Source organism: Desulfuromusa ferrireducens, from assembly GCF_055389805.1.
The window spans coordinates 928,999-952,317 of sequence record NZ_AP042415.1 but is presented as its reverse complement, the minus strand read 5'-3'; the positions used below and the strand labels follow the sequence as shown (position 1 = coordinate 952,317).

The 23,319-nt window shown below is 52.4% G+C and carries 21 protein-coding genes; 5 read left to right on the top strand and 16 right to left on the bottom strand.

Annotated features, from left to right (window positions below):
• Positions 1–149 precede the first annotated feature (149 nt).
• On the top strand, positions 150–650 hold the full coding sequence (locus tag ACZ5PT_RS04320) for a C40 family peptidase (RefSeq protein WP_464265577.1): 501 nt from the start codon (positions 150–152) through the stop codon (positions 648–650).
• A gap of 8 nt (positions 651–658) precedes the next feature.
• Here the strand turns inward: ACZ5PT_RS04320 and ACZ5PT_RS04315 are convergent, their stop codons facing one another.
• The 10 genes from ACZ5PT_RS04315 to ACZ5PT_RS04270 form a co-directional block, all read right to left on the bottom strand.
• Complete coding sequence (locus ACZ5PT_RS04315; RefSeq protein ID WP_464265576.1) at positions 659–1,474, bottom strand: ZIP family metal transporter; 816 nt, start codon at positions 1,472–1,474, stop codon at positions 659–661.
• A 173-nt stretch (positions 1,475–1,647) separates the two neighbouring features.
• Complete coding sequence (locus ACZ5PT_RS04310; protein ID WP_464265575.1) at positions 1,648–2,529, bottom strand: ATP-binding protein; 882 nt, start codon at positions 2,527–2,529, stop codon at positions 1,648–1,650.
• 416 nt (positions 2,530–2,945) lie between these two features.
• Complete coding sequence (locus tag ACZ5PT_RS04305) at positions 2,946–4,394, bottom strand: DegQ family serine endoprotease (RefSeq protein WP_464265574.1); 1,449 nt, start codon at positions 4,392–4,394, stop codon at positions 2,946–2,948.
• 18 nt (positions 4,395–4,412) lie between these two features.
• Entirely contained in the window at positions 4,413–4,814 is a 402-nt protein-coding gene (locus tag ACZ5PT_RS04300) for a response regulator (RefSeq protein ID WP_464265573.1), read from the bottom strand.
• A 498-nt stretch (positions 4,815–5,312) separates the two neighbouring features.
• Entirely contained in the window at positions 5,313–6,680 is a 1,368-nt protein-coding gene (locus tag ACZ5PT_RS04295) for a sigma-54-dependent transcriptional regulator (protein ID WP_464265572.1), read from the bottom strand.
• Positions 6,677–8,155, bottom strand: coding sequence for a sensor histidine kinase (locus ACZ5PT_RS04290; RefSeq protein WP_464265571.1), 1,479 nt, complete (start codon positions 8,153–8,155; stop codon positions 6,677–6,679). The genes ACZ5PT_RS04295 and ACZ5PT_RS04290 overlap by 4 nt, the downstream gene beginning before the upstream one ends.
• Before the next feature lie 77 nt (positions 8,156–8,232).
• The gene (locus tag ACZ5PT_RS04285) at positions 8,233–9,138 is read right to left on the bottom strand and encodes a DMT family transporter (protein ID WP_464265570.1); all 906 of its coding nucleotides are present in this window, start codon (positions 9,136–9,138) and stop codon (positions 8,233–8,235) included.
• A gap of 7 nt (positions 9,139–9,145) precedes the next feature.
• A complete protein-coding gene (locus ACZ5PT_RS04280) occupies positions 9,146–9,859 on the bottom strand; it encodes a 16S rRNA (uracil(1498)-N(3))-methyltransferase (protein ID WP_464265569.1) in 714 nt (237 codons plus the stop codon).
• 195 nt (positions 9,860–10,054) lie between these two features.
• A complete protein-coding gene (locus tag ACZ5PT_RS04275; protein WP_464265568.1) occupies positions 10,055–10,198 on the bottom strand; it encodes a hypothetical protein in 144 nt (47 codons plus the stop codon).
• A 129-nt stretch (positions 10,199–10,327) separates the two neighbouring features.
• Positions 10,328–10,579, bottom strand: coding sequence for a hypothetical protein (locus ACZ5PT_RS04270; protein WP_464265567.1), 252 nt, complete (start codon positions 10,577–10,579; stop codon positions 10,328–10,330).
• A gap of 166 nt (positions 10,580–10,745) precedes the next feature.
• On the opposite strand from ACZ5PT_RS04270, the gene ilvA reads away from it, so the two are divergent.
• On the top strand, positions 10,746–11,957 hold the full coding sequence (gene ilvA, locus ACZ5PT_RS04265; RefSeq protein WP_464265566.1) for a threonine ammonia-lyase: 1,212 nt from the start codon (positions 10,746–10,748) through the stop codon (positions 11,955–11,957).
• A gap of 39 nt (positions 11,958–11,996) precedes the next feature.
• On the opposite strand, the gene ACZ5PT_RS04260 is transcribed toward ilvA, so the two are convergent.
• On the bottom strand, positions 11,997–12,566 hold the full coding sequence (locus ACZ5PT_RS04260; RefSeq protein ID WP_464265565.1) for a cob(I)yrinic acid a,c-diamide adenosyltransferase: 570 nt from the start codon (positions 12,564–12,566) through the stop codon (positions 11,997–11,999).
• A gap of 453 nt (positions 12,567–13,019) precedes the next feature.
• Here ACZ5PT_RS04260 and ACZ5PT_RS04255 point away from each other — a divergent pair, with 453 nt between their 5' ends.
• The 3 genes from ACZ5PT_RS04255 to ACZ5PT_RS04245 all read left to right on the top strand — a co-directional run bounded on the left by ACZ5PT_RS04255 (position 13,020) and on the right by ACZ5PT_RS04245 (position 16,810).
• Positions 13,020–14,636 (top strand): L-lactate MFS transporter, encoded by a 1,617-nt coding sequence (locus ACZ5PT_RS04255; RefSeq protein ID WP_464265564.1) that lies wholly within the window; start codon positions 13,020–13,022, stop codon positions 14,634–14,636.
• Positions 14,637–14,794: 158 nt separating this feature from the next.
• The gene (locus ACZ5PT_RS04250; protein ID WP_464265563.1) at positions 14,795–15,202 is read left to right on the top strand and encodes a rhodanese-like domain-containing protein; all 408 of its coding nucleotides are present in this window, start codon (positions 14,795–14,797) and stop codon (positions 15,200–15,202) included.
• A 441-nt stretch (positions 15,203–15,643) separates the two neighbouring features.
• Positions 15,644–16,810, top strand: a complete 1,167-nt coding sequence (locus ACZ5PT_RS04245; RefSeq protein ID WP_464265562.1) for a peptidoglycan-binding domain-containing protein — start codon at positions 15,644–15,646, stop codon at positions 16,808–16,810.
• A gap of 143 nt (positions 16,811–16,953) precedes the next feature.
• Here ACZ5PT_RS04245 and ACZ5PT_RS04240 read toward each other — a convergent pair whose 3' ends face one another.
• From ACZ5PT_RS04240 to ACZ5PT_RS04220, 5 genes are all read right to left on the bottom strand, one after another.
• A complete protein-coding gene (locus tag ACZ5PT_RS04240) occupies positions 16,954–17,967 on the bottom strand; it encodes a hypothetical protein (RefSeq protein ID WP_464265561.1) in 1,014 nt (337 codons plus the stop codon).
• Between the two features lie 447 nt (positions 17,968–18,414).
• Positions 18,415–18,813: a hypothetical protein gene (locus ACZ5PT_RS04235; RefSeq protein ID WP_464265560.1), complete on the bottom strand. Its 399-nt coding sequence runs from the start codon at positions 18,811–18,813 to the stop codon at positions 18,415–18,417.
• A gap of 72 nt (positions 18,814–18,885) precedes the next feature.
• The gene (locus ACZ5PT_RS04230; protein ID WP_464265559.1) at positions 18,886–19,500 is read right to left on the bottom strand and encodes an acetate uptake transporter; all 615 of its coding nucleotides are present in this window, start codon (positions 19,498–19,500) and stop codon (positions 18,886–18,888) included.
• A gap of 329 nt (positions 19,501–19,829) precedes the next feature.
• Entirely contained in the window at positions 19,830–21,194 is a 1,365-nt protein-coding gene (locus ACZ5PT_RS04225; RefSeq protein ID WP_464265558.1) for a sigma-54-dependent transcriptional regulator, read from the bottom strand.
• Positions 21,195–21,255: 61 nt separating this feature from the next.
• Positions 21,256–23,223 (bottom strand): cache domain-containing protein, encoded by a 1,968-nt coding sequence (locus ACZ5PT_RS04220; protein WP_464265557.1) that lies wholly within the window; start codon positions 23,221–23,223, stop codon positions 21,256–21,258.
• Positions 23,224–23,319: the final 96 nt, after the last annotated feature.

Here is a 23,319-nt window from a genome sequence, read left to right as displayed (position 1 = left end):
CGGCACGTTACCGCTTTAAATTATCCTAGCGGATTTGTTGTGCTTCGGTAAGGGGTTGAAATCATTTTGTCTGCTGTCGTTTTTTACGTTTCGGAATGGAATTTGCTTTTACTAACAAAGGGGGGGCTAGTTCGACTGGAGGTGACATTATGCCATCTGTTAGATGCTTGCTCATATTTTCCGTTGTTTTTTTGCTGACGGCTTGCGCCGGACAACGGCTGGCAAGTGAACCGCCGATGACGTCTGTCTCACCGGCATCTCTGTCAGCAAAAAAACCTGGCGAACTACTTCCGGTTTCGGTGCTGACGACTGCCAGAGAGATGTTGGGCGTTCCTTATCGCTATGGCGGTGCCAGTCCCACTGGTTTTGATTGCAGCGGTTTGGTCAGCTATGCCTATCGCAGCGTTGGGATCAGGGTACCGCGCACCTCTGGCGAGCAGTTCCGTCAAGCGCGAACGGTCTCGCTGCAAAACCTGCAAGCCGGCGACCTGCTGTTTTTCCGCCTCAGTCCGCCCAAGGTTTCCCACGTGGCGATTTATGACCGTTCCGGCCGTTTTATCCATGCCCCTTCGTCAGGCAAGCAGGTCCGCTATGCCTCGCTGGACAATCCTTACTGGCGCAAACATCTGGTCGGCGCCGGACGTTTTTGAGATAGCCATTACCCCAAAGCAACATCGAGAATCATCATCACCGAAAAGCCAGCCATGGTGGACATGGTGACTAGGTCGATATTCGCTGTCACCCGTTGCGATTCCGGGATCAGTTCTTCGACGACGACGAAAATCATTGCTCCGGCAGCGAAGCAGAGCGCGTAAGGCAGAATCGGTTGCATCATCAGAACGAAAAACGCCCCTATAACCCCGGCCACCGGTTCGACCATTCCCGATGCTTGTCCCATCATAAAACTTTTCCCGCGGCTCATCCCTTCCCTTCTCAGTGGCATTGACACGGCTGTGCCTTCGGGAAAGTTTTGAATACCGATGCCGATCGCCAAGGCGATGGCGCCACCGATGGTGGCCGAAGGCAGGCCCGCAGCAACGGCTCCGAAGGCAACGCCGACCGCCAGACCCTCGGGGATATTGTGCAGGGTGATGGCCAGTACCAACAGGGTGCTACGTTGCCAGGAGGTTTTGATTCCCTCTCTCTGGTCCATTTTCAGGCCGGGATGGAGGTGAGGCATGATCTTATCGGTCAGGCGCATAAAGATACCGCCGCCCATAAAACCGATCACTGCTGTTAGCCAAGGAGTCTGGCCCATCTGTTCGGCCATTTCGATGCCGGGATTGAGTAATGACCAGAAACTAGCGGCGATCATTACGCCGGCAGCAAAGCCGAGGGTGGCATCGAGATGTTTGGGGTTGATCTCATTCTTTACGAAAACCGCCGCCGCTCCCACCGCGGTAAGGGCCCATGTGAAAAGCGTTGCGATTAGTGCCTGAACGACAGGGTTGAGCTGTAAAAAGGATTCGAGCATCTGAGTTCTCCCTCACGACACTGGAGTATGAACGTGGTGATGTCGGTTGATTGTCTCTTCTCTATTTTTAGCACAAGAATCTTTTGTTCGCTCAAATTGATCAATTTACCGTTCAACGCACAAGAGGGCAGGGATTTCTCCCCGCCCTCTTGTGCTTCGCGTTATGTTGGCGACTATTTCAGCAGATATTTACCGACCCAGTTTTTAGAAAACTGATAAGCGGTACGGCCGCAGCGCTTGGTTTTGTCGTGGGTCCACTTGATCGCTGCCTGCTCCAGCTCCTTGGTCCATGGGATATCCTGGCCAAACTGCTTGCTCCAGCGGTCCATGCAGAGCTTGACCGCTTCAAGAAAGCGGTCTTGAGAGAAAACGTGGAATGGGACCCAGAGACCGAAGCGGTCGGAAAGGGAGCTTTTTTCCTCCTGGATTTCGCTCTGCTGTAATTCGCCTTTGACGTATTTACCGCCGAGGTGATCGCCATCGTATTCGGGCAGCAGGTAGCGGCGGTTAGAGGTGACGTAGATCAGCACATTTTCCGGTGCCGAATAGACCGAGCCGTCGAGGGCGCTCTTGAGCATCTTGTAGGCCAGTTCGCCGGTTTCAAAGGTCAGATCGTCGCAGAGCATGATAAAGCGGTAGGGCTGATCTTCGACGGCAGAGAATATTTCCGACAGATAAATAAGGTCTTCCTTTTCCACCTGGATGACGCGCAGCCCCTGCTCGCCGTACTCGTTGAGCAAGGCCTTGACGATCGACGATTTACCGGTGCCGCGCGAGCCCCACAGCAGAGCATTGTTGGCCGGTAACCCCTGTAAGAACTGGCGGGTATTGTTAATCATGGTGGTTTTCTGTTCGTCGACGCCGAGCAGTTCGTCAAGACGGGTGGTATCGGTCACCTTGACCGGCTCGAGGCAGCCGGAAAAAGAGTGTCGCCGCCAGTTGGCGGCGTGACAGGTGCTCCAGTCGACCGGGTTGGTCGCTTTCGGCAGCAGCATTTCGACCGAGCCGAGGACCCGTTCTAACTGGGCGACAACTTCAGGTTTAAGGTTCATCATTTTCTGGTTCTCTCTTTCGTAACAATTAAATATGGCAACCGGCGAAAAGCCGGGAAGCTGATTTGGACAAATTCTGCAAAAGGGAGTCTCTACGCAAACTGGCGGGACTTGCCTTGAACTGTCATGCTCGTTTCAGCGAACGGATTGTATACGTCAGAACGGCGGTTGCTGTCAAATATGGCGCCTGTCAGCTCGCTTTAGGTTGGTCGGAGGCAAGTACTGATTGGCTTGGTTGATCTGGGAATAGAATCAGGTTTTTCTGAACTGTTTTGTGAGAGAATCTACTGTCGGGCAGAAAAAAGATAAAAAAATGGGGAACCCTGCTGATTCCCCAAGAGTGAACGTAAGGAGGCTACGTTCATAATATGCGGTAACGACCGGCCGCTGTTGAGCAGCGCAGCGACCGGTCGAGTGGATCAATCATCTAGCTTCAGTGACAGGTAGCGACTCGCGTCCCCCTGTCGCACCAGCAACAGGATTCTTTTTTTGTCACTTTCTTTGATCAGTTTTTTCACCTGAGTCGGTTCGCTGACCTCGGTGCGGTTGACTTCTTCGATCAGGTCGCCGCGTTTGATTCCGGCTCGCTCAGCGATAGAATCGGCCTCAACGCCGGTGACCAGAACCCCTTTGGCCTCTTGGTAGCCGAACTGCTCGGCGAGTTCCTCGCTCAGCTTCTGCAGGCTCATGCCGAGTTTCGGCAGTTTGTCAACGCTGATCGGTTTGCCTTGGTCGTCAGTTTCCAGAGAGCCGATGGTTGCTTTAACTTCTTTTTTCTTGCCGTTGCGGAGCACCGTCAGTTCAATTTCACTGCCGGGGCGGGTCAAGGCAACGGTATTGCGGAATTTTGCGACCTTGTCGACCCTTTTGCCATTGAGCTTGAGAATGACATCACCCTGCTTGAGACCGGCTTTTTCCGCAGGAGAATCTTCGATCACCTGGGCGACGAGAATTCCCTTGGTCTGTTTGATGTCGAAGGATTCCGCTAGGTCTTGCGTCAACTCCTGAATGTAGACACCGAGCCGGCCGCGGGTCACACGGCCATGTTCGACCAACTGCTCACGGATGTTTTTTACCATATTGATCGGAATGGCGAAGCCGATTCCCATGTAGCCGCCGCTGCGGCTGAAGATGGCAGTGTTCATGCCGATCACTTCGCTATCCAGATTCACCAGCGGACCGCCGGAGTTGCCCGGGTTGATCGCCGCGTCGGTCTGAATGAAATTTTCATAGTCGGTCAGGCCGATGCCGCTACGTCCTTTGGCGCTGACGATGCCAGCGGTCAGGCTATGGGAAAGACCGAAGGGGTTACCGAAGGCCAGCACCCAATCGCCGACTTCCATCTTGTCCGAGTTGCCCAGCTTGAGAAACGGCAGTTGCCCATCGGCATCAATCTTGATCAGCGCGACATCGGTCGGTGGATCGGTGCCGATGGTCGTGGCGACAAATTCGCGGCCGTCGAGTAGCCGGACGGTCACCTTGTCGGCATCACCGACGACATGATTATTGGTCATAATGTAGCCATCGGCCGAGATGATAAAGCCGGAACCCTGGCCCATCGATTGGCGTTTCTGCTTTCTCTGCGGTGCTTGTTTACTATTCGGTTGACCGAAGAAGCGCTTGAAAAATTCGTCACTAAACGGATGTTCGCCGAAAGGGTTGCTGCCCATGCTTGGCTGTTCGACGGCCTTTTCCACCTGAATAAAGACCACTGCCGGTGAAACTTGCTTGGCGACACTGCGAAAGGCCTTGCCTGATTCGCGCAGACTTTCCAGTCCGGCATCCTGGGCCATGGCCGGACTGAATTGGGCCATTGCTGCCAGTCCGGCAACCAATAATGTAGCAACTAAAAGTAGACGCTTTGCCATGGGATCGACTCCTTGAGGTCAGTTTTTGATGGGATTGCGGAGGCTGGTCGCATGGACCAGTTTGATCATCTCATCCAGGTCAAACGGTTTGTCGATGGTGACGCTGGCGCCGAAGCGCTGAGCAATCTCGTGGGTTTGCCGATCACCAAAAGCCGTCATGCAGATAAAAGGCGGGCGCTGCGGGTTGTCAAGCTGACTTTCAAGGACTTCCAGCCCGGTTAAGGCTGGCATCCGTACATCGCTGATAATCAGATCAAAAGCATCGCCTTCGTCCAGTCTTTCCAGCAGATCGAGACCGTTTGTGCAGCAACTGACCAAGTATCCCGCGCGGGTTAACGCAAAGTCTAATAACTCAAGCAGGTCTTTGTCATCTTCTGCGAGTAAAATATGTGGATGAGTGTCAAGACAGACAGCTTGCATAAACGCCTCCATACAAATTAATGGTTTAGACAATCTTGTAACGCAACCAGTGTGCCAAGCGAAGGTGTAGAGAAAACGGTATGTTAGGCAAATTCTCTGCGGGGCATTGTTCCCCGCCGGGGCAATATGCCCCGCACGTTGGCCGGGAGTATCTCTGCAGTGAGAGTTTGGTATTCCGTTGTGGTGTAAGTAAGGAAGTGGGTGTTTTTTGAGATGCAGAGCCTGCTGGCACCCAGCGGAACGTGGTTATTAGGGCTTATGCGGGTGTTGAATGGAGGGCAAAAAAAAACCGGGGAACCCTGCTGATTCCCCGGTTTCGGACGTAGGAGGCAACGCCCACTCTATAGAATCTGCGATTACCGTGAGCAGTACGGTTGCTGCAGATTGAGCTTTCCCTTTTATTTAGCAAGCTGTATGCCAAGGTTGAAGTGCGATAAACAGGGCGCTTGTTGGTTGGAAAGGCGGGGCATTGTTCCCCTGTGGGGTAAAATGCCCCGTTTAGTCTTCTTTGAGTTTGCGATAGAGAGTCTTGCGGTCGACACCGAGCAGCTTGGCAGCAAGAGTGCGGTTGCCATTGAGCTGTTTGAGCGCTTGGTGAATATAGCGTCGTTCCATTTCCTCTAACGGCAGGATACTGCCGGGATCGACCAGACTTGCCGGTAGCGGCGCCTCGCCAGCAGGATGACGGACCTGCTCGGGGAAATCTTCCACGGTCAGTAAATCATGACAGCTCAGAGCCAGGGCGCGTTCGATGACGTTGTGCAGTTCCCGTACGTTGCCCGGCCAGTGGTAGGCCAGCAGGCAAGCTGCGGCGGGTTGGGCCAGGCCGGTAACCGATTTGCCGAAGCGCTGACTGAGTTGGCGGGTAAATTCCAGCGCCAGCAGCAGGATATCGTTGCCCCGATCCCGCAGCGGTGGCAAGTCGAGTTGAATGACATTGAGGCGGTAGAACAGGTCACTACGAAATGTTTTGTTACTAACGGCCTCGTTCAGATCACGATGGCTGGCGGCGAGAATACGAACATCACAGTCGATCTCCTGGCTGCCACCCAAGGGACGGACCTTGTGATCCTCCAGAACCCGCAGCAGTTTCGGTTGCAGGGAGAGCGGCATCTCGGCGATTTCATCCAAGAATAGCGTACCGCCGCTGGCTTCGAGAAACAGGCCTTTGCGATTTTCTCGGGCGTCGGTGAAGGCGCCACGGACGTGACCGAACAGCTCACTTTCCAGTAGGTTTTCTGGCAGCGCGGCGCAGTTGATGGCGACAAAAGGGCCTTCGCTTCGTTTACTCTGGCGGTGCAGGGCGCGGGCGACCAACTCTTTGCCGGTGCCGCTTTCGCCGCTGATCATCACCGAACTGTCGAGATCGGCGATGCGGCTGATCTGCTGCTTGATTTTGAGCAGCCCGGCACTTTCGCCAAGCAGTTCATCGTCCGGTTGTTGCCGACGGACCTGGTCCTTGAGCAGGCGGACTTTTTCCTGCAGATGCCGATGCTGCAAGGCACGACCCAGGGTGATACTGAGCAGATCGAGATCGACCGGTTTGGTGACAAAATCATAGGCCCCGGCGCGTAATGCGGAGATCGCCGTTTCCAGGCTGCCGAAGGCGGTCATGATCACCACCGGCAGATCGGGGCGATTGTCGTGCAGCTCGGCACAGAAGTCGATGCCACTGGTGCCGGGCATGTTCAGGTCGCTGAGCACCACGTCGATCTCTTGCTGATGCAGCAGTTCACGCGCCTGATCGACCCGCAATGCACTCCAGGTGGTGTGGCCACGGCGGGTGAGATCTTCTTCCAGTAATTCACAGAGGGCGCGGTCATCGTCGATAATCAGAATCCGGCCCGGTAGTTTGGTTTCGGTCATGTCGCTGTTCCTGTGCCGTCAAGCGGCAGATAAACACTAAAACAACTCCCTTGTCCGGGGGTGCTGTCAACATCGATCCAGCCGCCATGTTCCTCAATTATCCCGTAAGCAATCGACAGGCCGAGCCCGGTTCCCTGGCCGACCTCTTTGGTGGTGAAAAAGGGGTCGAAGATGTGGCTTAAGTGTTCCGCTTCAATGCCGCTGCCCTGATCGCAGCTTTGCAAGCAGCACCAGCCGTTGGCCGAGCTGGTTACATTTTCCGGGACTTTGACGCCGCTCGCAGCAAAACAGTTCAATTGGATGGTGCCGCCTTGATCCATCGCCTGGATGCCATTAAGCGCGAGGTTGAGCAGCACCTGCTGTAATTGGGCGGGGTCGGCATTGACCGGCAGTGGTTGCAGTGCTTCGCTTGGCTGCAGGCTGATCTGTTGCTCGCGGGCGCTCGGCTCGAGCAGCGGTAAAACGCTTTGCAGCACTGTGTTCAAATCAACCTCTTGTTTGCGTGCTTCGCCGCGCCGGGCAAAGCTGAGTAATTGACGCATGATGCCGGTCATGCGTTCGGCCTGTTCACCGATTATTTTCGCCGAGCGGGAGGTGTCTTCTGCGGAAAGATCGGCGCTGCAGATCAGTTTTGCCCGCCCGGAGATGACATTCAGGGGGGTGCCAAGTTCGTGCGCCATTCCGGCTGACAGTTTACCCAAGGTGGCCAGTCGTTCGGTGTGGCGCAGCTTGTCGAGTGCCGCGAACTTTTCCTGGTTGGCGGCCTGTTCCGCTTCGCGAGCTTCGGCTAACTGGCCGCGCATCCGTTCGATGGTTCCGGCCAGATCGGCCAGTTCATCACTGCCGGAGAGGTTGAGGCTGGTGCTGAAATCGCCGGTGCCGATCCGTTCGGCTTGAGCGCGCAGGCGGCGCATCGGCTGGTTGATCCAGAAGCTGCCGAGCACGCCGACGAACAGCAGGCTGGAAATGATCATCGTTCCAACGACAATCGCCGAGCGGCGCAGACTCTCTTCAACATAGTCATGCATCTCGCTCATCGATTCACTCAGTTCGATGGCGCCAATCCGTTCGCCGTCGATGAGCAGTGGCAGGTAGGTCAGGAGGAAATCGTGACCATCTTCAGATCCGGCCAGCAGCGCGACCGTCTCTTCTTCAAACAGCTCATCAAGCTGATCGATCGGGACCCGTGGTTGATGCTTTTCCGCCGCGTCATTTTCAATCCAGACCCAGCGGACCAGAACCTCACTGTGAACTTCGTTGGCCCGGGTGAGAAAACTAATCGCTTCGAGCTCTCCTCGCTGCTGCCAGATTTCGGTGACCATAACCCGCAGGCTCTCGCCCAGGTGACGAGATTCCCGGCTGAGGCTTTTCTTCAGCTGTTCCCGCTCGCGTTGAATGGAAAAATAGCTGTAGATCGAGAAGATCAAGGCCATCCCAAGCAGGACGGCTAAGGTAATTTTTAGGGTCAGGCGCATGAATGATGATCCGGTAAATCCGCTAAGGGGAACTGTTGATCTGACATCGCATATCCTGCTTTGCTACGGCCTGCTTGTCAAGCTGCAGGAGTTGTGCGCCGCGGCCAGTTGAACAGAATCAGGCCGGCAAAGATAAACAGCATGCCGTGGAGATGGTAGTCCTGAAATGTTTCGTCGAGAAACAGCACGGCCATGAACGAGGCGAACAGTGGAATCAGATTGATATAGAGCCCCGCCCGGTTGGCACCGATCTGTTCGATGCCGCGGTTCCAGCAGAGGTAGGCAAAAATCGATGGACAGATACCGACATAGAGCAGGCTGAGGATGACCGTTTGGCTTAACTGCAGTGGCGGGCTATGGGCAATTTCCCAGAAATAGAGCGGTAACAAAGAGATAGCACCGACGGCAAAGGTGGCGGTGAGAAAACTTAACGGGTGAATTTCCGGCCGTTTGCGCAACAGCACCGAATAGAGTGCGTAGAGACAGATGGCCAGCAGCATGATTAAATCGCCGCTGACAAAGCTGAGCTCTCGCAGACGTTGCCAGTCGCCGTGCAAAACAATAAAGCCGGCCCCGAGCATACAGAGCAGCACGGCAAATAACTGGAGTCGACTGACCCGCTCAGCAAATAAGGCAAAGCTCAGCAGGACGATTACCGCCGGCATCACGGACTGCATCAGGGCGATATTGAGAGCCGTTGTGGTATGGGCAGCGGTGTAGAGCAGGGTATTGAAAGAGGAGATGCCGAGCAGGCTGATCAGCAGGATAATTTTCCAGCTACGGCAGATGTTTGACCAGTCTTTGCGTATCTGTCGCCAAGTCAAGGGCAGCAGGATAGTCAGGGCAATGGCCCAGCGGTAGAATGACATGGCGACCGGTGGGATCAGGTCGGCCACTCCGCGCGCCAGGACCGTATTTCCTGCCCAGAACAGCGGTGGTAAAATCAGCAGCAGGTACGCCCAACGTTTTGTCTCTGTCGTCATGCTCTTCTCAACGGGGCATCAACCGCGCGAGCAGCACTGGCACGGCGGTTTCCACCCGTAAAATTCTTTCACCAAGGGAGAATGCGCTAAAGCCGGCTTCTTCCAGTTTTTCAATTTCATACGGAATAAAACCACCCTCTGGGCCGATCGCCAAGGTGACTGCTTGGTTGGGGAAAAAAGGGTCACTCTGCGCGGCGACCGGATGGGCAACCAATGCCGTTGTTCCCCGGCACAGTTCCGGCAGTTCATCCTCGACAAACGGTTTGAACCGCTGTCGCAGGTGAATCTGAGGAAGGATCGTATCCCGTGCCTGTTCCAGTCCGAGCAGCAGCTGTTCGCGTAGCTTTTCAGTTTCCAGCAGCGGGCTGCCCCAAAAACTTTTCTCCACCCGATAGCTGTTGATCAGATAGATCTGTTTGACGCCGAGGGAGCTGACCGTTTGCAGAACTCGTTTTAGCATTTTCGGTCGCGGCAGCGCCAGCAGCAGGGTGACCGGAAGTGGTGGAGGTGGTGGCTGCGACAATTCCACTTGTAGTTCCACCGCCTCGGCATCGATCTGGCAAATCCGGCCGCTGCCCATTTTGCCACCCAGCAGTCCGACCCGCAATTGCTCACCGATTTCTGCCCGATGGACTGTGAGAATATGTTGCAGCCGTCTGCCCGTCAGGCGGACGCGGTCAGCAGAGAAAAAATCAGATTTTTCCAGCAGGATCAAATTCATGCTGCGCAGTCTAGCCAGTTTGCTCCGGCAGCGGAAGCGGAAACTGTTACGAGGACGGTCTTGTCGAAACAACGTAGTCTGGTGTGGTTGTCTGTCGGGAACCTTTACCGGTGCGGTCTGCTATGGCCTATTCGCTGTTTGTTGGCTGCAACCTGCCGCATGATAAAACGTCGCTCCGACGTGTCTCTGGCTCGCTCAAAGTGGCACCCGATGAACGAGCGCCGAAATGGTCGCCCCCATCAGGCCGAACAGCAGCGCCCAGAGGCCGTTACGGTTCAGAGCGTACTTGCGCGTCAGGCAATGTTTGCAGTAGGTAGTAAATTTCGTGCAGGTAGGCATCGTAAAGTTTTTCCCGATTGACAAGAGGTCACTGAAGGAGCGGAAATAGAACTGTTTGGTGTGGTCGCTGATATGCTCGATATTTATTTAAAACGGTATAAAGGGGCAAGGGCTGTGTGTTGCGTTTATTTACTTGCTTTTGCTCAGGTGCGGGTCGATTTCATCTAGCGGGCAATCTGGATCGGTATTGACAAAGTAAGCCATGCATTCTTCGTAGCGCCCTTGTTGGTCCACTTCGCCAGTCGTGTCACGAGCATGCTCACGGCAATGAGTTTCATATTTGTTGTAGATCGCCTCCATCTCGAGGCTTGCCGGGTTTTTGGCGCATGCGGTTAGTGTTAGTAAGAGAATCGATGTTAAGCCCCAGACAATGCCTTTCATATAAATACCCCTCCCTTCTTTTGCCACTGCCCCTTATCGACGACTTTATCATGGAAATGCCTGACATCAAGGGGGCGGTCTTGCTCTGCGGGGCGATTAAACAAGCGGGAAAAAAAACCTATGCTAAGCTATTAGTTTCTATAAACAGGCACTTGGAGGTGAAAATATGCTGACACGTCAGCAGATTGAGTCCGCGGCCGAGAATCTCAAAGGGCAGATCCGGCACACCGAACTGATCCATTCCCCCTGTTATTCCAGCATTATCGGCGTCCCCCTTTATTTTAAGTGTGAAAACCTGCAGCATACCGGTTCTTTTAAGATCCGTGGGGCCTATCATTTTCTTTCGCACCAATCGCCTCAACAACTGGCTGCTGGAGTGATCACCGCATCGGCCGGTAACCATGCGCAGGGATTGGCTTGTGCGGCGCAACTGCTCGATTGTCCTTGTCGGGTGGTGATGCCGGAAGGGACCCCTTTGGCTAAAGAGCTGGCAACGCTGGAATATGGGGCTGAAGTTGAGTTGTACGGCAGCAGTTTTGATGATGCCGCGAGTAGAGCCAGGGTGCTGGCGGCAGAGCAGGACCTGTTATACGTCCCGGCTTTTGATCATGAGCTGATCATGGCTGGACAGGGGACGATCGGTCTGGAAATTTTACAAGACCTGCCGGGCTTGGAAACCTTGGTTGTTCCGATCGGCGGCGGTGGGCTGATCGCCGGGATCGCGACGGCGATTTGCGAAGTAAAACCGGATGTTCGAGTGATCGGTGTTGAGGCTGCCAGCGTTGCCAGTGCCCAGTTGGCTCGGCGCAAGGGGCAGCCGGAAAAGGTGGTGACCCGTTGCCACTCGCTGGCTGATGGGATTGCGGTCAAGCAGGTCGGTGAGTTGACCTTTCCAGTGATGGAACGCTACGTCGAGGAGATTGTGACCGTTGAGGAAGAGGCGATAGCGATGGCCATTGTCAGCCTGATGGAGCGGGGCAAACTGGTGGTTGAAGGTGCCGGCGCTGTCGGGTTAGCGGCGCTGCTCTATGGGCTTAAGTCGATCCATAAAGGACCGACGGTTTGTCTGCTCTCCGGTGGAAATCTGGATGTGCAGACCATGTCACGGGTGGTTGAGCGGGGGATGCTTGCTGAAGGTCGCTATCTTAAACTGCGCTTGGAGATGATCGATATGCCGGGTGCCCTGGCCCAGTTAACCGGGGTGCTCAGTCGGATCGGGGCCAATATTTTTCAGGTCAGCCATGATCGGCGTAACTCCTCCTTGCCGCTTGGTGAGGCGGAGGTGATTCTCGAACTGGAAACTCGCGGCCCGGCGCATATTCAGGAAGTTTTGCTGATTCTCGAAGAAGAAGGCTATCGACCGGAAGTGCTGCGCTGATCAGTTATGAATAGAACGTTTTCTCTGCGGTATTTCGGTTTAGCGATGTGGTCCCGGTTGCCAGCGGATATCGGCTTTGCCGTAATCGTTGCAGAGTCGCGCCCAGACAAAGCAGAGGTCGGAGAGCCGATTGATAAATTTGAGGCAACAGGGATTGATTGTTGCGCCGGATTCGATCAAGGCCACCAACTCTCGTTCGCAGCGGCGGGTGACGGTGCGCGCCAAATGCAGCGTGGCCGCAGCGCGACTGCCGCCGGGCAAGACGAAATTTTGTGCCGGTTCCAGTTGCTGGTTGGTTTCGTTTAGCCAGCTCTCCAACAGGTCGATCTGAAACTGTCGGACGTTAGGGATCTGCCCGGCCAGTTCGCTGTCGACCGGGGTGGCCAGCTCACAACCGAGGTCAAAGAGTTCATTCTGCAGTTGCAACAGCTTTTCGTTCAGCCCCTCCGGTAGTTTTTCACAACGGACCATCCCGAGTACCGAGTTCAACTCGTCAACTGTCCCGTAGGCTATCACCCGTTGTGAGCATTTTGCCACGCGACTCCCGTCAACCAAGCTGGTCTCTCCTCTGTCGCCACCGCGGGTCATGATTTTGTCAAGCTTTGGCATGGGCCGCCTCTCCTTCTCTTTTGAAATGTATGCAAGAAATTTGAGCTTAACGGAACTGCGGCTGCTTTGCCAAGAATGAAACAACAGTTGGCTGGCTCGAAGCCTTCATTTTTTGCATCACTGCAAAAAGGGCCGACTGCCCCTTCGCGCGAATGCAAAACCCTGTTTTGCGTATACCGAATTCGCTTTCATCTCGAGCTTTGAACCCTCTCTTTACGGGCTTTTACTGCTGAAACAGTTTCCCATGCCGGTTGATCTTCCATTTGGCTTTTAGCTCTTCATGCTTTTGCAGTCGTGCAAAAAAAGGCGCTTTTTAGCTGATTCGCAGATTTGTGAAAATATCTACAAGTATCCGAAAGCATAGAGTTAATTATTTTATTAATTTTGGTATGCAGGTTGCGTTAAGGAATCAGTGACGAATGGGTCGTCGATCAATTTTCGCTGCGGAGGACAATGATGTCTGTTTGTCCCTATTTCGGTCAAGGTGAAGAATTCTGTGATGTCGGCGCGGATTATATCTCCCCGCACGATGTTGAAGCGATTTCTCATTTTTGTTCCTGCCGTTACAGTGAATGCAGCAAGTTTCAAGAATTAGTGGAACGCTACCCGGAAGGGTTGCAGCGCAAACCGGTAGCCGCCCGCGTAAGAAATACCGCAACCACCATTGAACGGCCGAGAAAAACCGCCCAGGTTCACATCGCTTTTCGTAACAAATGGCCGTTGCCTTATCGTCTTCGTTATTTAAGTGCCAATAATCATTCAATCGAACCGCACAGAGAGGAGAAAGTTGTTATGAGTAAAACTATCAAAAATCGGGGTTGGCAAGTCGTTATAGCTGGTACCGGTATCAATCTGGCCCTAGGTGTTCTGTATGCCTACAGTATGCTTAAAGGTGAAATCGGTCAATTGTTTGAAGGTGCTGGCGATCCCTATGCGACTGCATGCCTCGTTTTCGCCTTGTCGATGATCCTCGGCGGCAAGATGCAAGATAAAGTAGGTCCGCGGTTGACCGCAATGCTTGGTGGCCTGCTGGTCGGTGCTGGTTTTCTTGTTTGCTCCCAGACCTCCAGTTACTGGGGTTGGATCCTCGGTTTCGGTGTCTTGGCTGGTGCCGGCTTCGGTTTCGGTTATTCGGCCGCGACCCCACCTGCACTCAAGTGGTTCTCGTCGGCTAAAACCGGCTTGATCGCTGGTATCGTTGTCGCTGGTTTCGGTATCGCTCCGGTTTACCTGGCTCCGATCGCTAAAGGCCTGCTCGCTTCCTACGGCCTACACCAAACCATGATGTTCCTCGGTCTTGCTTTTGTTGTAGTCGTTTGCGGTATGGCTATGTTTGTCACCAATCCGCCTGAAGGTTATGTTCCGGCCGAAGCCGCTCCCGCCAAAGGTGCTACCGCCGCTAAGAAAGTTGCTGTTGAAGACAAGACTCCGTCTCAAATGCTCAAGGATGGCCGTTTCTACACTTGCTGGTTGACTTACTTCATCGGTGCCGGTGCTGGTCTGATGGTTATTGGTAGCATCGCTGGTATCGCCAAGCAGAGCATGGGCGAGATGGCTTTCATCGCTGTCTGTGTCATGTCGGTCGGTAACGCTGCTGGTCGGGTTGTCGCTGGTGTCCTTTCTGACAAAATCGGTCGTGCCGCGACTCTGACGATCATGCTGGTCTTCCAAGCGTGCCTGATGTTCGCAGCTATCCCGGTCGTTACTGGTGGTAACTCTAACGCCATCCTGGTCACCCTGCTCGCTTCCTTCATCGGTTTCAACTACGGGACCAATCTGGCCCTGTTTCCATCCTTCGCCAAGGACTACTGGGGTGCTAAGAACTACGGCATGAACTACGGTATCCTGTTCTCCGCTTGGGGTGTTGGCGCCTTCGTTCTGGTCAAGCTCTCCGCCTTCCTGACCGCTAAGTTTGGTGGTATGAGTACTTCCTTCACCGTCGCTGGCGTGATGCTGCTGGTCGGCGCAGTGATGGCCCTGACCCTGCGTCCGAAAAAAGTTGCTGTCGAGGTTCCAGAAACTGCAACCGTGGAAGAAGAAGATTTGGTTCTGCAGAAAGTTCGTGATTAAGACTGAGCAGTAACATCGTTCGATTAAAAAGGGCTCCGCCAATGGCGGGGCCCTTTTTGGTTTTTTGAGTATAGAATCCGAACCATATGTTCGATCTTGAATTAATGCTCCCAGGTACTGTAGTGTAGAGATAAATAATTATTTCAAAAGGACTAAAGATGAAATTCAGATTTTTGTTGTTTATGCTCGTAGCTCTTTTTCCTGCGGTCATTCAGGCCGAGATTGTTAACATCGACAATAAGCAATTACAAGAATTGCTGGCGAAGCAGGTTCCTCTGATTGATATTCGGACCGCTCCGGAATGGACCGAAACAGGGATTGTCGAAGGGAGTCATATGCTGACCTTTTTTGATGCCCAGGGCAATTACGATGCCCGCTCCTGGCTGGCGCAACTGGCACCGATTGCTGGTAAAGAAGACCCAGTCATTCTTATTTGTCGCACCGGTCGTCGTACCGGGATCATCAGTAAGTTTATGGACGAGCAGGTTGGTTATGGGACGATCTATAATGTGACCAGCGGCATTCGCAGTTGGATAGACAAGGGAAATCCCACTGTCTCACCATAGTGACCGTTAACGTTTCCGGACCTTAACGGTTTATTTTGAGTTCAGTTCGTTCATTTCTATTTTAACAACTGCGTAAATCAGCTTTTAAAAGACCTCTTTCTGAGATAGAAGAGGTCTTTTTTTACGCCTGATTAGTCCTGGTGAATTATTTCTGCGCTGAGAATTATTTATTTCCCGATCTGGTGTTAACTTCTAAGTTGTTTAAATTAATGAGGATCTTCCAGTTCCTGTTGCAATGTCTGGCGGTGTTGTTTAAGTGCCTGAAATATAGCAGAAATACTTCTTGGTAGCCGCTTGACAATCGGCCGGAAAGGGCTTTAATGATGGGTATAGCGAAGAGGGAACTTCTATGGTCCAAGGGATCTTTAGAGTCCTGCAAAATTGCTAGATGCGCATCAAACAGTCCCTACTTTAACGGCGCTAAACGCAGAGGAGGTAAAAATGAAATGTATTTTAAAATTTTCTAGGTTGGCTATTGTTCTGGCTACCTTGGCGCTTGTTGCGTGCAGTCCGACCAGTATGCAGACAGCTCAAATGGAGGAACCTGATAGTCGCCTCGCTCAAATTGAAGAGCGTGAGGCCGCTCTTGCCATGCAAGCATCACAGCTTGACAGTCGCGCAGCTCAACTGGATCAGCAGCAACACCAGGTCGATCAGCGTTTGCAGACGGCCAGAACTGCGGAAGCCACTGCTCGGGCAGCCTACTCTGCGCCAGCGGTTGCGCCGATGGAGCAATCCTTGCTGCCGCCAAAGGCGAGCCCAGGTGAGTGTTTCGCCAGAGTCTTTGTGCCTCCGACCTACGAGACTGTCACTCAGAAGATGTTGAAGCATGAGGCCAGTGAGCGGATCGAAATTATCCCGGCTACGTACGAGACGGTGACACAACGGATCATCAGCGAAGAAGCCTCAGAGCGGTTGGAAACCATCCCGGCGCAATACGCTATGGTTGATGAAAAGGTACTGGTTAAGCCGGCTACTTCCAGTTTGACCAATGTACCCGCTCGCTACGCTAAAACATCAGAAAAGGTGTTGGTAAAACCTGCCCACCAAGTGTGGAAAAAGGGGATTGGACCGATCCAGCGGGTTGATGAAGCAACTGGCGAGATTATGTGCCTGGTCGATATCCCCGCCGAATACCGGACGGTGTCAAAAATGGTGCTGCAAGCACCGGCATCAACTAAGGTCATGCGCGAGCCAGCTATCTACAAAACGGTACAAAAACGTGTCATGACGCAGGCGCCAAGCACCAAGGTCGTTGCGATTCCTGCCAAATACAAGACCGTCTCGGTGACCAAACTGGTGACTCCGGCTCATGAAAAGAAGATTATGATTCCCGCTACCTATCAGACGGTCAGCAAGCAGGTCAGGACGTCTGAGGGGCAGATGGAGTGGCGGGAAATTCTCTGTCAGACGAATATGACCCAGGACCGGATCAGCGATATTCAGAGTGCCTTACAGGACAAAGGATTCAGCCCTGGGCCGATTGATGGTGTCGTCGGTTGGCGGACCATGGCAGCGGTGAATAGTTTTCAGGAAAAGAATAACCTGCCGACCGATAAGTATCTGAATGTGGCTACGATCAAGGCTCTTGGAGTTACCCCGCGCTGATAGCGGCGACTCAAAACTTTCGTGTGTTAACTAATTAAGCCCCTTTTCAGGGGCTTTTTTTTGGCTTTGAACAGTCAGAGCCCCATCAATGTGAATTGCGGGGCTCTGTTTAAGGATAAATTGTCAATGGGTAAGCTAAGTTATTAGCCTTTTAGCTTAATCGCCGCAATCCGTTTGGCCAGGTAGCTTGGTTGAGCGAACATTTCACCTATCCGGTGAGCACGATTTATGATCTCCAGACGGCTCAGGCCGGTGGTGGCCTCCATCAGTTGTTCCAGGTCGAGACCGCATTGTGGGCTAGAACATTGATTGAGCCTTGCCAACAGATTATTCAACTCGATAGTTTCGGTCCAGGCCATCATCAGCAGCATGGAGGCTCCATAGAGGTTCGACTCCAGCGCCATGCCGTTGTTGTTCTGCTGAGACCAATTGAACAAGCTGTTGCGGACTAAATCGTCGTTGAGAACTGCGTCGACATTGCGCATTGCCAGAAAGCGGTTAACTGCTTCGGGGGCTTCCCGCTGGGCAAATTCTTTGGCAATAAATTCACAGACGCCCTCTATAAACCAACGGGTGTGGTGGGAGGGTGCGCCATCAATGTCATGGAGCAGTGGTGAGATATCGGCCAAGACATCATGGCCAAGTTCATGCGGCAGGGTATCGTAGAGCAGCTCAGAGAGTTCTGTTGAGCCAGTGGGTCCCAGCAATGATTCGCCACGGTTGAGAAGGACCACTCTCACTTCTTGCCATGGAGCATCGGCACTGTAAGTTGCCTCGAACCGGTAAGCAATCGGCAGAACGTCAAACTCGAACAGATAGAGAAGGACCCCCTTGTTTAGAATCCCTCCCGTTGTTTTTTCGACAAAATCGTAGCTGCGTTTGACCGTTTCGGCGATTTGCAGAAATTCATTTTTTTGTGCGTCTGGCAGGTTGGTCACTATCCGAAAGTTCCGTCCATCTTCTAAGTTGAAATCATAGCTGCTTATTCCCGGTATTAATTCTGGATCGATGATTGTCGGTTCGTAAGGAGTCCCGGAAGAATCTATGGCGACAATTTCCTGGGAAAATATGATCTCAATGGCATCGTCGCCCATGCTTGACAGCACTGGGGTTGATAGCAAGGCAAGGAGCATTAGGCTGGTAAAAATTCTTATCAAAGCGATTAGTCCCTCAGTTGCTTTTACGGGGTTGGTCTTCCGAGCAGAAGTCTGTCATTGCCGTTGATTTGTTGGTAAAACGCTTTTCTCAAAAGTCTGATGGCAGAGGAAGGGAGGGACTATCGAGAAAACCTTGGACCGAACATCGTCTATGACTGTAGTGCTTTCGCCTGAATGACATTAGCGTTTACTTAGTGTTCGTAAGTATACGGAAAACAGGAAGAAAGTGTCAAGCTTAAAGATGTCTAAGGTTGGTTTTTTGGTATAACCGAGTGATTTCAAAATTTTACGCTGCACTGACATCCGCTGTGGAGAACAGGGTCATAACGATGTTGAGAATTTTTCGCCGTTTGGAAAATCGAATCACTTTATCGGAGGAAAGTCTGTGCTTAAATTGAAGTCGGTGAACTCAAAGATATCTAAAGGTTGGATTTTTAGACGCTGAGGCTAAGGAATAAAATCTGAAAAGTACGGTTGGGATTCGGGGGTATGTTGCTTGATTGCATCGACCATCGATACGCCGATCGGCTTCATGACCCAGAGGGCCAGGACGCCAATGATTATCAGCGCCATTGCCCAATTGAGAAATTGACTCAGCCAGGCCCAATCAAGCTCTTTGCGGGGACGTTTTTCTTTTTTCTTTTCTTTTTCCTCGTCAACTTCTTTGGCTGGTAGATTGCGGGCTGCCATGCGCATTAAGCGGCCGGAGGAAAGGAAAATCACTGCTGAGATCATGAACTGCGGCATGACATCGAAGCCGACAACACCAGTTCCAAGCATCACGGCATAAAAGGCCACGGCCGCCAACCCCAGCAGGGTCATTTGCTGACTTAGATTCGAGTTCACACTAAAACCTTACAAAAAATAGCTGCCAAACTTGTATCAATTCTTACAAGTTACCTTGAATGGGTTCTTTTTTCAAGGAGAGAGCTGTTTTTCGATGTCGGTTTCCAGGTGTCCCTGCCAGATGCCGATGGGAAAAATCGAGCGTCCCATCCACTGGTTGAACAGTTGTGCTAAGCCGGTGTAGCCAGCTGCCAAGCCGGAGATAATGCCGGAGATCCCACCAACAACCAGAAATACCGGGTTATCACGCAACTTGCCCATGGCCAAAAAAATCAGACAGAACATCAGCGCGGCAAAGACCAATTGCAGCGCGCGGCTCTGTTGAAAACTTCCAAGAAAAAGGATCGCGGCAAATAGGCCCCACATACTGAGGTAGGCAACCATCGTGACAGCACTGGGCGTTTGGCCGAAGCCGAGTTGAGGGAAGACTTCAAAGCCGATCAGGGATAGCCAGAACATGCCAAGTGGTAGCATGGTTGCTGTGGCGGCCTGACTTCCGCACTGTCTGGATCGCACCGCTGCAATGATTTGCATGCCGCCGCCTAAAAGTAAAACCGTACCCAGGGTCGTTGCCGGGGTATTGGTTAAGCCGGTCTGGCTGAATGCATAGGTGCTGATACTTAGGGCCAGTGCTAGTAGGCCGAGGCTGGGAATCTTATTTTCTAGGGTAGGGATATTTGTCGACATGATTGACCTCCGAAAAAAAAATGGGGGGTGGTCGGGCTTTCCCTTCCGCCCCCCGAAAAGAGGTTTTTCTATGCTTTAAGGTTATAGCAAGTGCTATACCAACTTTTTAAAAAACTTGTAAAAGGCCTGAAACACGGCTGTTGGCAATTTGTTGGACTGTTGGGATTGGTTGGTTGAAGCCGTTTTTTTGCAGATGTGCAAAAAGTAGGGGCTGGATTGTTGATGGCTCTGCTGTTAGTGGGTGAATAAAGTTCCTTAGTTCGGCGATTTATGAGCAATTTACCGTTGATTCGCGGTTTTGCGAAGAAATTTCGTATTCTTTCAGAAGTTTAGTCGAGGACATCCTCTTTGCGCAGGCCGTATTTTTTCAGTTTACGATATATGGTTGCCATGTTCATCCCCGCCTGGCGGGCAGCTTCCTCGATATTACCATCGGCAGCACGCAATAAATGATGGAGATAGTCGATTTCAAAACGGCCAAGTGCCTGATTATAATCGGCATCTTCTGTCGGTGTGTCGTCGGTTTCTATGAACTGGGCGAGCGTTGTTAACTCAACCTGCTCTTCAGACTCAATCGTCATGCACGCTTCGATAACATTTTTAAGTTGGCGGATATTTCCGGGCCAGCTGAATTCACAGGCGGCTCGCTGAGCTTCAGCCGAGAGCCCCTTTATGTCGATGTTGAATTTCTCATTCTGGATGCCGATAAAATGGGCCGCGAGCAGAGGAATGTCGGCACGGCGCTCACGCAGAGGGGGTAAGTGTAAATTAATGACGTTAAGGCGATAGAAGAGATCTTCGCGAAATATGCCCTGTTCGACTTCACTGCTAAGGTCAGAGTTGGTGGCCGAAATCAGCCGCACATCAACCTTGGTTGACTCGGTGTCACCGATCCGGCGAAATTCCTGCTCTTGTAGAAAGCGCAGCATGGTTTTTTGCACGTTAAGCGGCAGGTTGCCGATTTCATCGAGGAACAGGGTCCCACCATCGGCGGCCTTGATCAGCCCCTCTTTGTCGTTATCCGCGCCGGTGAACGAGCCCTTTTTATGGCCAAACAGCTCGCTTTCCAATACGGAATCGGGAATCGCTCCGCAGTTAATGGCGATAAATGATTGATCTTTGCGTAGCGAGTTGTAGTGGATAGCCTGGGCTATCAATTCTTTGCCGGTCCCAGACTCGCCGGTGATCAGAACAGAGGTGTCACGTACCGCAACCTTTTCCACTTTGTCGAGCAGTTTTTGCAGAGCACTGGAAGCACCGATAATCTTGTCGAAATTGAATTTTCCAGCCAGCTCTTCGCGCAGATGTAGGTTTTCGCTGAGCAACTGATTGTGATTTAAGGCATTGCGTACCCGAAACAGCAACTCATCCGGCTCGAATGGCTTGGTCAGCATGTCGTAAGCGCCTTTGCGCAGGGCCTGTATCGACATTTCAACCGTGGCAAAGGCTGTGATCATGATCACCGGGATCTCCGGTTCCACTTTTTTGATCCGTTGCAATACTTCGAGACCATCAATGCCTGGCATTTTAATGTCGCTGATGACCAGGTCCCAGATGCCGGGGCGGAAGACTTCGACCGCCTCTAAGGGGTTGTTGAAGGAGCGGACCGCGTGACCGTCATCCATCAGCACTGCTTCCATCATCCGGCAGAGGCCTTCTTCGTTATCAACGATCATTATTTTTTTTGCTGACATGGGCTTGGTCCTGTCTATGGTTTTAACTTTAGAAGCAACAATTCGTGGATAGTCGTGGTGTTTAGTACTCTTCTCGCACCAAGGGCAGACGGATCACCACCGTGGTTCCTCGACCTAATTCCGAGTCTATAAAAATTTCACCTTGATGCATATCGATAATCTGTTTGGTGATTGCCAGGCCAAGACCTGTTCCGCGAGCCTTGGTGGTGAAAAACGGCTCGAAAATTTTTTCCAGATTTTCCTCGGAGATCCCTTCACCATTGTCGGCAAACTCGAGACGGATGTAATGATCCTCGTCGAGAACGGTGCTGACGGAGATTTCTCCTTCCTCCGGCATTGCCGAGCCCGCATTGAGCAGCAGGTTGATTGCCACCTGGCGGAGTTGATCCGCATCCGCCGGTAGCATTGGTAGATGCTCAGCGAGGTCCTGCAAGATCGTCGTATGATAAAGATCGGTGTGGTTACCGGCAAAATCAATAATTTGCCGCAGCAGGCGGTTTAAGTCGGTCGACTCCAGCACCGGTTTCGGCGTGCGGGCATAGCTGAGCAGATCCTGGACAATTTTTTTACAACGTTTACTTTCCCGTTTGATTTCACGAATGAAATTATAGTTGGGATCGGTCTCAGGAATCTTTTTCTCCAGGTAGCCGGCATAGCCGAGAATAACCCCGAGTGGGTTATTGATTTCGTGAGCGACACCGGAGGAAAGCACGCCAAGGGAAGCCATTTTGCCCTGTTGGGCGAGTGCCGCTTCCATCTCCTTGTTTTTTCTAATCATCCGCGTCATGCGATTAAAGGCAATCGCCAGTTCCCCCAGTTCATCATGACTTTCGACCGGAACCTGCTCGTCGAGACGTCCCTGCTTGACCCGGCGAATAACGGTAATCATCTGGTGAATCGGATCAGTGAGCACTTTCGATGCGAGAAAAACCAGAATGGCGGCTATCAAGCCGATGACCAGCGGTAACAGCAGCACGTGGGCGGCAATCCGCCATTTGAGTTTATTGGCCGTACTGTAAAATTCATCCTCATAGCTGCCGACAGCAATGATCCAGTCCCATGGTTTGAAATAACGATAACGGACGATCTTCATCCGTTCTCTGTCCTCGCCTTTATTCCGCCAGGGATAACGGACCCAGCCATTTTTGTTTTGCAGCATTTCGGCGATGAAGGGGCGATAATCGGAATCGCGAGCAGAACTGATATTGCGGCCCTCGGCATCGGGATGGACTTTGAGGGTGCCGCTACCGTCCATGCAAAATATGTAGCCGGTTTGGCCGACCTTTTTACTCTTGATCTGATCTCCCAGGGTTTTTAGTGCGTTGCGCTCAAACTCCGGATCTTTGTAGGTTTCGTCCAGGTAGCCGCCGGCAGCGATAATCCAGTCCCACTGGGGGCAGTAGCGGAAGGCGACAATTTTTTCGCGCGGCTGCGTATCTCCCAGAGCTTCGTTGCGCCAGGGATAAATCGCGTAACTGACTTCATCCGGGTCGGAATCAAGGGCTTGTTCTATCAGCTCACGAATAAAAAAGCGGCCCTTTTCATCCTGTGCGTCAAAGACAATTTCCCCTTCGCGGGCCGGATGAACCGCCAGCAGGCCATCTGTGTTGATGGCAAACAGATATCCACTACTGCCGATGCTGACTTTTTTAAAGCTGTTGCGCGCCGCTTGCTGAGCGGTTTGGAGATCAATTTTTCCGGACTTTAGCTGACGCTGTTGTTCATTGATGACGGTGTGCGCCAGGTTGACCAACGATTTCATTTCTTCCTGAACGATCTTTTTCTTGTCTTTGCGGTAGACCTCGAACTGGCGATAGTGGCCATCGAGTAGGTCAAGGGTAAAGCTGGCCATATGATCCAGGTCGGCTTTACTGGTCGCAGTCAGTCCGTCATAAGCCTGTTCTGTTGCAATGTAGCCGATGGTGGCGCCGAGAACAAAAATCGGTCCGACAACCAGCGGTAGAATCACCACCAGCATTTTCCAGCGGATTTTCATTTTTTTGAAAAGTGCGAACAGGTAACGACTCATAATGACCGGCCATAAAAGGGGAAATTTAAATTTTGTGGTATGTAGTATACACAACACGATGGGTCGATAAAATTAATAAAGGCGCGGCGGATCAAA

Coding starts and splice junctions, on each gene's coding strand:
- ACZ5PT_RS04320 (WP_464265577.1), top strand. CDS start 150: ATGCCATCTGTTAGATGCTTGCTCATATTTTCCGTTGTTTTTTTGCTG.
- ACZ5PT_RS04315 (WP_464265576.1), bottom strand. CDS start 1,474: ATGCTCGAATCCTTTTTACAGCTCAACCCTGTCGTTCAGGCACTAATC.
- ACZ5PT_RS04310 (WP_464265575.1), bottom strand. CDS start 2,529: ATGATGAACCTTAAACCTGAAGTTGTCGCCCAGTTAGAACGGGTCCTC.
- ACZ5PT_RS04305 (WP_464265574.1), bottom strand. CDS start 4,394: ATGGCAAAGCGTCTACTTTTAGTTGCTACATTATTGGTTGCCGGACTG.
- ACZ5PT_RS04300 (WP_464265573.1), bottom strand. CDS start 4,814: ATGCAAGCTGTCTGTCTTGACACTCATCCACATATTTTACTCGCAGAA.
- ACZ5PT_RS04295 (WP_464265572.1), bottom strand. CDS start 6,680: ATGACCGAAACCAAACTACCGGGCCGGATTCTGATTATCGACGATGAC.
- ACZ5PT_RS04290 (WP_464265571.1), bottom strand. CDS start 8,155: ATGCGCCTGACCCTAAAAATTACCTTAGCCGTCCTGCTTGGGATGGCC.
- ACZ5PT_RS04285 (WP_464265570.1), bottom strand. CDS start 9,138: ATGACGACAGAGACAAAACGTTGGGCGTACCTGCTGCTGATTTTACCA.
- ACZ5PT_RS04280 (WP_464265569.1), bottom strand. CDS start 9,859: ATGAATTTGATCCTGCTGGAAAAATCTGATTTTTTCTCTGCTGACCGC.
- ACZ5PT_RS04275 (WP_464265568.1), bottom strand. CDS start 10,198: ATGCCTACCTGCACGAAATTTACTACCTACTGCAAACATTGCCTGACG.
- ACZ5PT_RS04270 (WP_464265567.1), bottom strand. CDS start 10,579: ATGAAAGGCATTGTCTGGGGCTTAACATCGATTCTCTTACTAACACTA.
- ilvA (WP_464265566.1), top strand. CDS start 10,746: ATGCTGACACGTCAGCAGATTGAGTCCGCGGCCGAGAATCTCAAAGGG.
- ACZ5PT_RS04260 (WP_464265565.1), bottom strand. CDS start 12,566: ATGCCAAAGCTTGACAAAATCATGACCCGCGGTGGCGACAGAGGAGAG.
- ACZ5PT_RS04255 (WP_464265564.1), top strand. CDS start 13,020: ATGATGTCTGTTTGTCCCTATTTCGGTCAAGGTGAAGAATTCTGTGAT.
- ACZ5PT_RS04250 (WP_464265563.1), top strand. CDS start 14,795: ATGAAATTCAGATTTTTGTTGTTTATGCTCGTAGCTCTTTTTCCTGCG.
- ACZ5PT_RS04245 (WP_464265562.1), top strand. CDS start 15,644: ATGAAATGTATTTTAAAATTTTCTAGGTTGGCTATTGTTCTGGCTACC.
- ACZ5PT_RS04230 (WP_464265559.1), bottom strand. CDS start 19,500: ATGTCGACAAATATCCCTACCCTAGAAAATAAGATTCCCAGCCTCGGC.
- ACZ5PT_RS04225 (WP_464265558.1), bottom strand. CDS start 21,194: ATGTCAGCAAAAAAAATAATGATCGTTGATAACGAAGAAGGCCTCTGC.
- ACZ5PT_RS04220 (WP_464265557.1), bottom strand. CDS start 23,223: ATGAGTCGTTACCTGTTCGCACTTTTCAAAAAAATGAAAATCCGCTGG.